At 60.5% G+C, this 7,101-nt stretch carries 7 protein-coding genes; 2 read left to right on the forward strand and 5 right to left on the reverse strand.

From position 1 onward, the window contains the following. Positions 1 to 108: 108 nt before the first annotated feature. Positions 109 to 1,560: a pyruvate kinase gene (pyk, locus tag WBB95_RS01870; RefSeq protein ID WP_424486034.1), complete on the reverse strand. Its 1,452-nt coding sequence runs from the start codon at positions 1,558 to 1,560 to the stop codon at positions 109 to 111. 175 nt (positions 1,561 to 1,735) lie between these two features. On the opposite strand from pyk, the gene WBB95_RS01875 reads away from it, so the two are divergent. Further along, on the forward strand, positions 1,736 to 2,110 hold the full coding sequence (locus WBB95_RS01875) for a tetratricopeptide repeat protein (RefSeq protein WP_424486035.1): 375 nt from the start codon (positions 1,736 to 1,738) through the stop codon (positions 2,108 to 2,110). A 221-nt stretch (positions 2,111 to 2,331) separates the two neighbouring features. Continuing rightward, on the forward strand, positions 2,332 to 2,691 hold the full coding sequence (locus WBB95_RS01880; protein ID WP_424486036.1) for a PilZ domain-containing protein: 360 nt from the start codon (positions 2,332 to 2,334) through the stop codon (positions 2,689 to 2,691). Positions 2,692 to 2,769: 78 nt separating this feature from the next. Here the strand turns inward: WBB95_RS01880 and WBB95_RS01885 are convergent, their stop codons facing one another. The 4 genes from WBB95_RS01885 to WBB95_RS01900 all read right to left on the reverse strand — a co-directional run. After that, positions 2,770 to 4,101, reverse strand: coding sequence for a DUF58 domain-containing protein (locus WBB95_RS01885; RefSeq protein WP_424486037.1), 1,332 nt, complete (start codon positions 4,099 to 4,101; stop codon positions 2,770 to 2,772). 7 nt (positions 4,102 to 4,108) lie between these two features. After that, positions 4,109 to 5,104, reverse strand: coding sequence for an AAA family ATPase (locus WBB95_RS01890; RefSeq protein WP_424486038.1), 996 nt, complete (start codon positions 5,102 to 5,104; stop codon positions 4,109 to 4,111). Continuing rightward, complete coding sequence (locus WBB95_RS01895; protein WP_424486039.1) at positions 5,101 to 6,258, reverse strand: DUF4350 domain-containing protein; 1,158 nt, start codon at positions 6,256 to 6,258, stop codon at positions 5,101 to 5,103. The genes WBB95_RS01890 and WBB95_RS01895 overlap by 4 nt, the downstream gene beginning before the upstream one ends. Beyond that, positions 6,255 to 7,101: DUF4129 domain-containing protein (locus WBB95_RS01900; protein ID WP_424486040.1), on the reverse strand; the 847-nt coding region annotated here is incomplete at its 5' end. The genes WBB95_RS01895 and WBB95_RS01900, both read right to left, overlap by 4 nt.

The following is a 7,101-nucleotide window of genomic DNA, read 5'->3' on the forward strand; positions in this document are numbered from 1 at the left end:
GGAGCGGGCTTGCTCGCGAAGAGGCCATTGAAGCCAATACAAGATCCACTGAAATGCAAAAAGCCCCGCCATTCACATGGCGGGGCTTTTGTTTTTCAGCGTGTCACATCAAACCATTGGGTCGCCAACGTGCAGGATCTTCATGCCGTTGGTGCCGCCGATGGTGTGGTAGCTGTCGCCCTTGGTCAGGATGACCCAGTCGCCTTTCTCCACAACGCCGCGCTTGATCAGCTCGTCGATGGCCGCTTGGCTGACTTCGTGCGGTGGCAACGAAGCCGGGTCGAACGGCACGGTGTACACGCCACGGAACATGGCCGCGCGGGCCTGGGTTTCGCGGTGCGGGGAGAACGCGTAGATCGGCACCGAGGAACGAATGCGCGACATGATCAACGGCGTGTAGCCACTTTCGGTCAAGGCGATGATCGCTTTAACGCCCGGGAAGTGGTTGGCGGTGTACATGGCGGCCAGGGCGATGCTCTGGTCGCAGCTTTCGAACTCTTTGCCGATGCGGTGGCTGGACGTCTTGCTGGTCGGGTGCTTTTCAGCGCCGATGCAAATACGCGCCATGGCTTGCACTGCTTCCAGCGGGTACGGGCCGGCAGCACTTTCAGCCGAAAGCATCACGGCGTCGGTGTAGTCGAGCACGGCGTTTGCCACGTCGGACACTTCGGCACGGGTCGGCATCGGGTTCTGGATCATCGACTCCATCATCTGGGTCGCCACGATCACCGCTTTGTTGTGGCGGCGTGCGTGCAGGATGATTTTCTTCTGGATACCGATCAGTTCGGCGTCACCGATTTCCACGCCGAGGTCGCCACGGGCAACCATCACCGCGTCGGACGCCTTGATCAGGCCATCGAGGGTTTCGTCATCGGCCACGGCTTCAGCGCGTTCGATCTTCGCCACCAGCCAGGCGGTACCGCCGGCTTCGTCGCGCAGTTTACGGGCGTATTCCATGTCGGCGGCGTCGCGCGGGAAGGACACGGCGAGGTAGTCCACTTCCATTTCGGCGGCGAGCTTGATGTCGGCCTTGTCTTTTTCAGTCAGGGCCGGCGCCGTCAGGCCACCGCCGCGACGGTTGATGCCTTTGTGGTCGGACAGCGGGCCGCCGATGATCACGGTGCAGTGCAATTCGGTTGGGGTCGCGGTGTCGACGCGCATGACGACGCGGCCGTCATCCAGCAGCAGTTCGTCACCGACGCCGCAGTCCTTGACCAGGTCCGGGTAGTCGATACCCACAACTTCCTGGTTGCCGTCGGTTAGCGGGTGGCTGGTGGAGAAGGTGAATTTGTCACCGATCTTCAGCTCGATCCGCTTGTTGGCGAATTTGGCGATACGGATTTTCGGGCCTTGCAGGTCACCCAGCAATGCGACGAAGCGGCCATGCTTGGCGGCCAGGTCACGCACCAGCTTGGCGCGAGCCTTGTGCTCGTCCGGGGTGCCGTGGGAGAAGTTCAGACGGGCGACGTCCAAACCAGCCAGAATCAGCTGTTCGAGGACTTCCGGCGAGTTACTGGCCGGGCCAAGGGTGGCGACGATTTTGGTACGACGGACGGACATGCACAGACTCCTGAGTTCAAGCGCTGGGGAAGGCTACTATGCTCTTTCGTTGTAGTCATTGTTCGTTTGCACTACTTATCGACGATTGGCTTGTTTTTGCTGCGGTTGAATCGACGAACATCCTTGAAGATTTTCGACGAGGGGTCGATACACTGCACAAGACAGGAGAACCCCCATGCGAATTTTGCTCGTTGCTGCCCTGGCCGTCAGTGTTGTCGGCTGTACCCGTTGGTCGATGGACCACCATTTGAACAATGCTTACCGTGCCTATGGGGTAGGTGACTGCGAGCGCGTCACCCTGGAATTGTCCCAGGTCGACCGCGAGAGCCGCACCCGCCGTTATGTGCAACCGGAGGTTTCGATGTTGCGCGGGCAGTGCCTGGAACGGCAAAAGTTGTTCGTCGATGCCGTGCAAACCTATCAGTTCATCATCAGCCAATACCCCGCGAGTGAGTACGCGTACCGAGCTCGCGCCCGGCTCGACACCTTGCAGCAGTTGGGACATTACCCTGGCGCGAGTGTGGCGCAGCCAAGGCCGGCGTCCTTGTGATGATATTTATCATGCTATGACTGGCCCGTTGGCGGTCTTGGGCTATTCTTTGAATGTTCGTTTGTACAAGTTTTTGTTTGATCGAACGCAAGGCCCGGATTCGGCAGCTGTGCAGTGACCCAACGATGTGTGTTGTCACACCGAGATCCAGGAGAGCGAGCCAACGGCTTGTTCCGAATCACTGGCACGGCCAAGGCATGGCCATTGGATGGCGATATCACATGTTTATCAACCGACGGATCGAGCGACATCAATTATCTTGCTTTCTGCAGGTGTTCAATCGCCTGACCGACAAGCCTATCGGCTTTCTGGGGAATGTCTCTGAGGACGGGCTGATGTTGATCAGCCAATTGCCCATGATGGTCGATGCAGACTTCGAGCTGCGCCTGAAAATTCCCGGTCCAGAAGGCGAGATCCAGACAATTGATCTTACGGCCAGGTGTCTCTGGAGCCATGAGGATATCAATCCTCAGCATTATGACTCGGGGTTCAGCGTGGTTCAGGCGTGCGACGAGTACGGGCAACTGATCACCGCCTTGTTGAATTACTTCAGTTTCGATCCTTTACAGGCGTCCGCCTAGACGCTGCGCGTTATCGGCCCGGTTTGGGGATGCTGCCCAAACCGAGGACGTGCGCTCGCTGCGCTGCACCTTGAATATTCAAAATACCCCTGCTTTTTTCCAGCCCAGGTAACGCGTTACCAGTGCGGGGCCCAGCTGCGCCGGTGAGGTGTCCAATACGGACAAACCATGCGCATTCAGCCGGTCATGGAGTTCGTTGCGGGTGTTGAGGTAGTCGACGGTGCCGCTGTAGGCCAGTGCCTCGTCCAGCGTTTGCACGGGAGCCTGGCGTAGCTGGTCGAGCACTTCCTCTCGCAGGCTGGCCACCAGTACCCGGTGCTGTCGGCTGAGACGCTTGACCGCGGTCATCAAGGCTTCGTCGTCTTCATCACGCAGGTTGGTGACCATGATCACCAGTGCCCGACGTTTTTGCCGCGCCAGCAGTTGACTGGCAGCAGCCTCGTAGTCGGCCGTTCGACGGGTGGTATCGAGGTCATAGACTGCATTGAGCAGCAGGTTCAATTGCCCGCTGCCCTTGACTGGCGCGAGGTAACGCGGCTGGTCACCGGCAAAAGTACACAGCCCCACCGCATCGCCTTGGCGCAACGCGACATAACTGAGCAACAGGCAGGCGTTGAGCGCGTGGTCGAAGTGCGATAACTCGTCATCCTGGCTGCGCATGCGCCGACCACAATCGAGCATCAACACAATTTGCTGGTCACGCTCATCCTGGTATTCCCGTGCGATGGGCGTGCGTTGGCGTGCGGTGGCCTTCCAATCAATCTGGCGCAAGCTGTCGCCTTCACGAAATTCGCGCAGTTGATGAAATTCCAAGCCCAGGCCCCTGCGCTGGCGTTGACGCACGCCCAGTTGGCTCAGCCAGTTATCCACACCCTGTAGTTGTGCGCCGTACAAGCGGGCGAAATCCGGGTAGACGCGCGTCGTATCACCAACGTCGATAGAGCGGCGTGCCGACCACAGCCCAAAAGGGCTCGGCAGGTGGAATTCACAGCGACTGAAACTGAAGTGGCCACGGCGCAGAGGGCGCAGGCGATAGCCCAGTTCGCTGTGTTCGCCAGGGCGTAGCTCAATATTCTGAGGCAGGTTTTCCAGGCTCAGGCCGTCTGGAACATGGTCGAACACCTGCACCGTTACCGGTTGCGTGTAGCTGTGCGTCAGGGTCAGGCGTACCTCGCCCCAACGACCCAGTGCCAGGCTGCCAGGCATTTGCCGCTGCACCTGAACAGACGGGCGACGGCGCAGGCGTATGGCGTCCAGCGCTGCCAGCAGGAACAACGCCAGCAGCAAGCCCCACGCCACCGAGTGGAAGGTGTCGGGCACGTTGAGCTGCAGCGCGGCTGCGACGCCGAGCAGAACATTCAGGCCCAGCAGTACACTCAGCCAGCTCAAGAGCAGTCGTGTCGGTTTCATGGGTGAGTCACTGCCGGGGCGCTGGAATCTGGTCGAGCAGTTGTTTGAGCACTTGGTCTACCTCCAGCCCGTCAATATCCAGCTCCGGCGCAATGCGCACCCGATGACGCAATACCGCCAGAGCACAGCCCTTGATGTCATCGGGTGTGACGAATTCGCCACCGCGCAACAACGCCCGTGCGCGGGCACCGCGTACCAGCGCGATGGAGGCCCGTGGGCCAGCACCGATGGTCAGCCCGGGCCAGGTGCGCGTGGCCCGGGCCAAACGCACGGCGTAGTCGAGCACCTGTTCATCCAAAGGCATCGCGCTGGCGATCTGCTGCAGGTTCAGCACATCCTGCGCATGCAACACGGTGCGCAGCGGTTGCACATCGAGCATGTCGGCCCGTGATGAGCGGGTCACTTCGCGGACCATGTCCAGCTCCTGCTGCGCGTCGGGGTAGTCCATGCGTACCTTGAGCATGAACCGGTCCAGTTCTGCTTCGGGCAACGGATAAGTGCCTTCCTGTTCGATGGGGTTCTGGGTCGCCAGCACCATGAACGGCTGGCCGATGGGCAGCGCCTCACCCTCAAGGGTGACTTGGCGCTCCTGCATGGCTTCAAGCAGGGCGGCCTGGGTCTTGGCCGGTGCGCGGTTGATTTCGTCGGCCAGCAGCAGGTGAGTGAACAGGGGCCCCTTGCGCAACTTGAACTGTTCAGTGTGCAGGTCGTAAACGGCATGACCGGTGACGTCGCTGGGCATCAGGTCCGGTGTGAACTGGATGCGTGCGAACTCGCCGCCGAAACACCGGGCCAAGGCGCGCACCAACAAGGTCTTGCCCAAGCCGGGTACGCCTTCCAGCAGCACATGGCCGCCGGCAATCAATGCGGTGAGTACATCGTCAATCACCTGGTCCTGGCCGATCACTGCCTTGCGCAGTTCAACGCGCAGGGCCTGTGCCTGCTGGCTGGCCTGTTGAAGGCTTTCGGTGGTTGGAGCAGTGGCTGCTGGAAGGTCGCTCATAGGGCATTCCTGAGAGTTTGCAGGCACGCCACCTGACGGCTGAAATCGGCGCTGTTGAGCCGTTTTGCCGGGAGTGGGCCAAGGGCCTGGCTGATGACGTGAGAGGGTTGGCGTGTCAGGCGTTCAAGTACCTGCCATTGCTGTGCGGTGTCGAGGTGTTCAAAACCTGGGTGGCGCCGCCGCGCGGCACGTTGGATGTCACGCTGCAACGCTTGCAGGAGCGTGCCTTGGCCGCCACGGCGCAACAGGAAGTCGGCGCTTGCCTTCAGGTGTTCCTGCAACTGCCGACGCGCCTTGGGCGCAGGCGCCTGGATCGGGCCCTGGCGCATGCCCGCCTGCCAAAGCGCCAGGGCAATCAGTGCGACGAATGCCACCAAGGCCTGAGGGAAGTAGCGCATCAACAGGGTCAGCAGGCTGTCCACGTGGCTGCTGAACAACAATGTTACGCCTGTGCCTTGGGTGAGGTACCACAGCAGCCAGGCATTATCGTGTTTACCGATGCCTGGGGTTTTCCACAGGTCGCTGTCGGTTACAACCGTTACGGTGCCGCGCCCGAGGTCGCGTTGCATCAGGTGGCTGGACTGGGCGCTGTTGGCGGAAAACTGCGCCAGATGGCCGGGGTCGGTGAGGTTGAAGTCGGTATCGAAGCTGAAATGGGCCGGGGCGGTTTCATTGTCGACATAGAGTTTGGTCAGGTCCGGCACTTTTTTTCTACGCGCCGCCGGTGGTTCGTCAGAGGCGTCGCTCATTGCCTGGTGAATGCCCAGTCGATCAAGCAGCAGGTCGCCACTTTTGCCGGTTTCTTCGTCCCACAAGGCTTCTGCAACCACCAGCAGGTGGCCACCGGATTTCGCCCATTCCAGCAATTGTTCTACCTGGCGCGGGGTCATGTTGCTGCGCTCACCCAGCAGAAGCAGGCTGTTACCGTTGGGGGGAAGGGTGCCAAGTCGTTCCAGGCCATTGGCCTGTTCAACGGTCAGGCCTTGCTGACGCAGGAAGTATTCAGCCGCCAGGTAGGGGTTCGCCCGGGCTTGCGGCGAGGGCCCGCGATCCACCACTTCGTCATAGGGGATTGCCTTGTGCCACGCATAAAAAGCCCCGGCTCCCAGCAGACACGCAAGCAACACTCCCACCCAGAGTAAAGGCCGGTTCATCGGGCTGCCTCCGGATGGAACAGTGCACGCCAGTCGCTGCAGAGTTTTTGTTGGGCAGAGGCCGGGGGCAGTCGATGGCCATAGGCGAGGTTTTGCCAGTGACGGGTCAGTTCATCGCTGAATGCCAGCAGGTGTGGTTGTTGAAGGTGGTGCACGCGCTCCAGAACCTGGCCTTCGGTGTCGGCACTTTTCAACGGCAGGTTGAAGTCATGCAGCAACCGGCTGAGCAGGCCGCGGTACAACAACCCGAGGGCTTCCCGTGGTTGGGTGGGCCAGAGTTTTTCGGCGGCGGCGGCGATGTCTTCGGGCAACGTCTCGATACCCAGTTCCAAACCGAACAATTGCGTGGGAACCGGTGCGACAACGTTTGGTTTGGGGCCGCCGCGCCGGTTCACAAAAGCGTGCAGCCAGCCGCGGTAGTACCACACGAGCAGGGCGATGCCCCCGATCAGCAAACTCCACAGAAGTATTTCAAGACCCAGGCCAACCTGTTTGAAGGTGCTGCTATTGAGGTTGTCCAGCAGTGCCTGTAGCCAGGCCGGTAATTTGCCGTCGCCGTGGGCTTTGTTTTTTGGGCCCGTTTTTTCTTCACCAAAACGGTAGCGGGTGACGGTTTCCGGATTTTTGAAGGGTGGGTTTTCCAACTGAGCCTTGATGGATTGACTGGCGGCTTGGGTGCTCAGTTGTTTGGGGCTTTTGGCCTCATCGGCCAGGACCGGCTGGCCGGCGTGTATCAACATCAGCCCAACGCTCAGCAGCAACACCGTGGCGACGCTACTCAGGCGTTGGCGCAGTCGGCGGAACACCAGCTCCAGGTCCCAGGCCTCCAATACGGTACGACGG

It is taken from the genome of Pseudomonas sp., from assembly GCF_049645325.1.
Lineage (GTDB): Bacteria > Pseudomonadota > Gammaproteobacteria > Pseudomonadales > Pseudomonadaceae > Aquipseudomonas.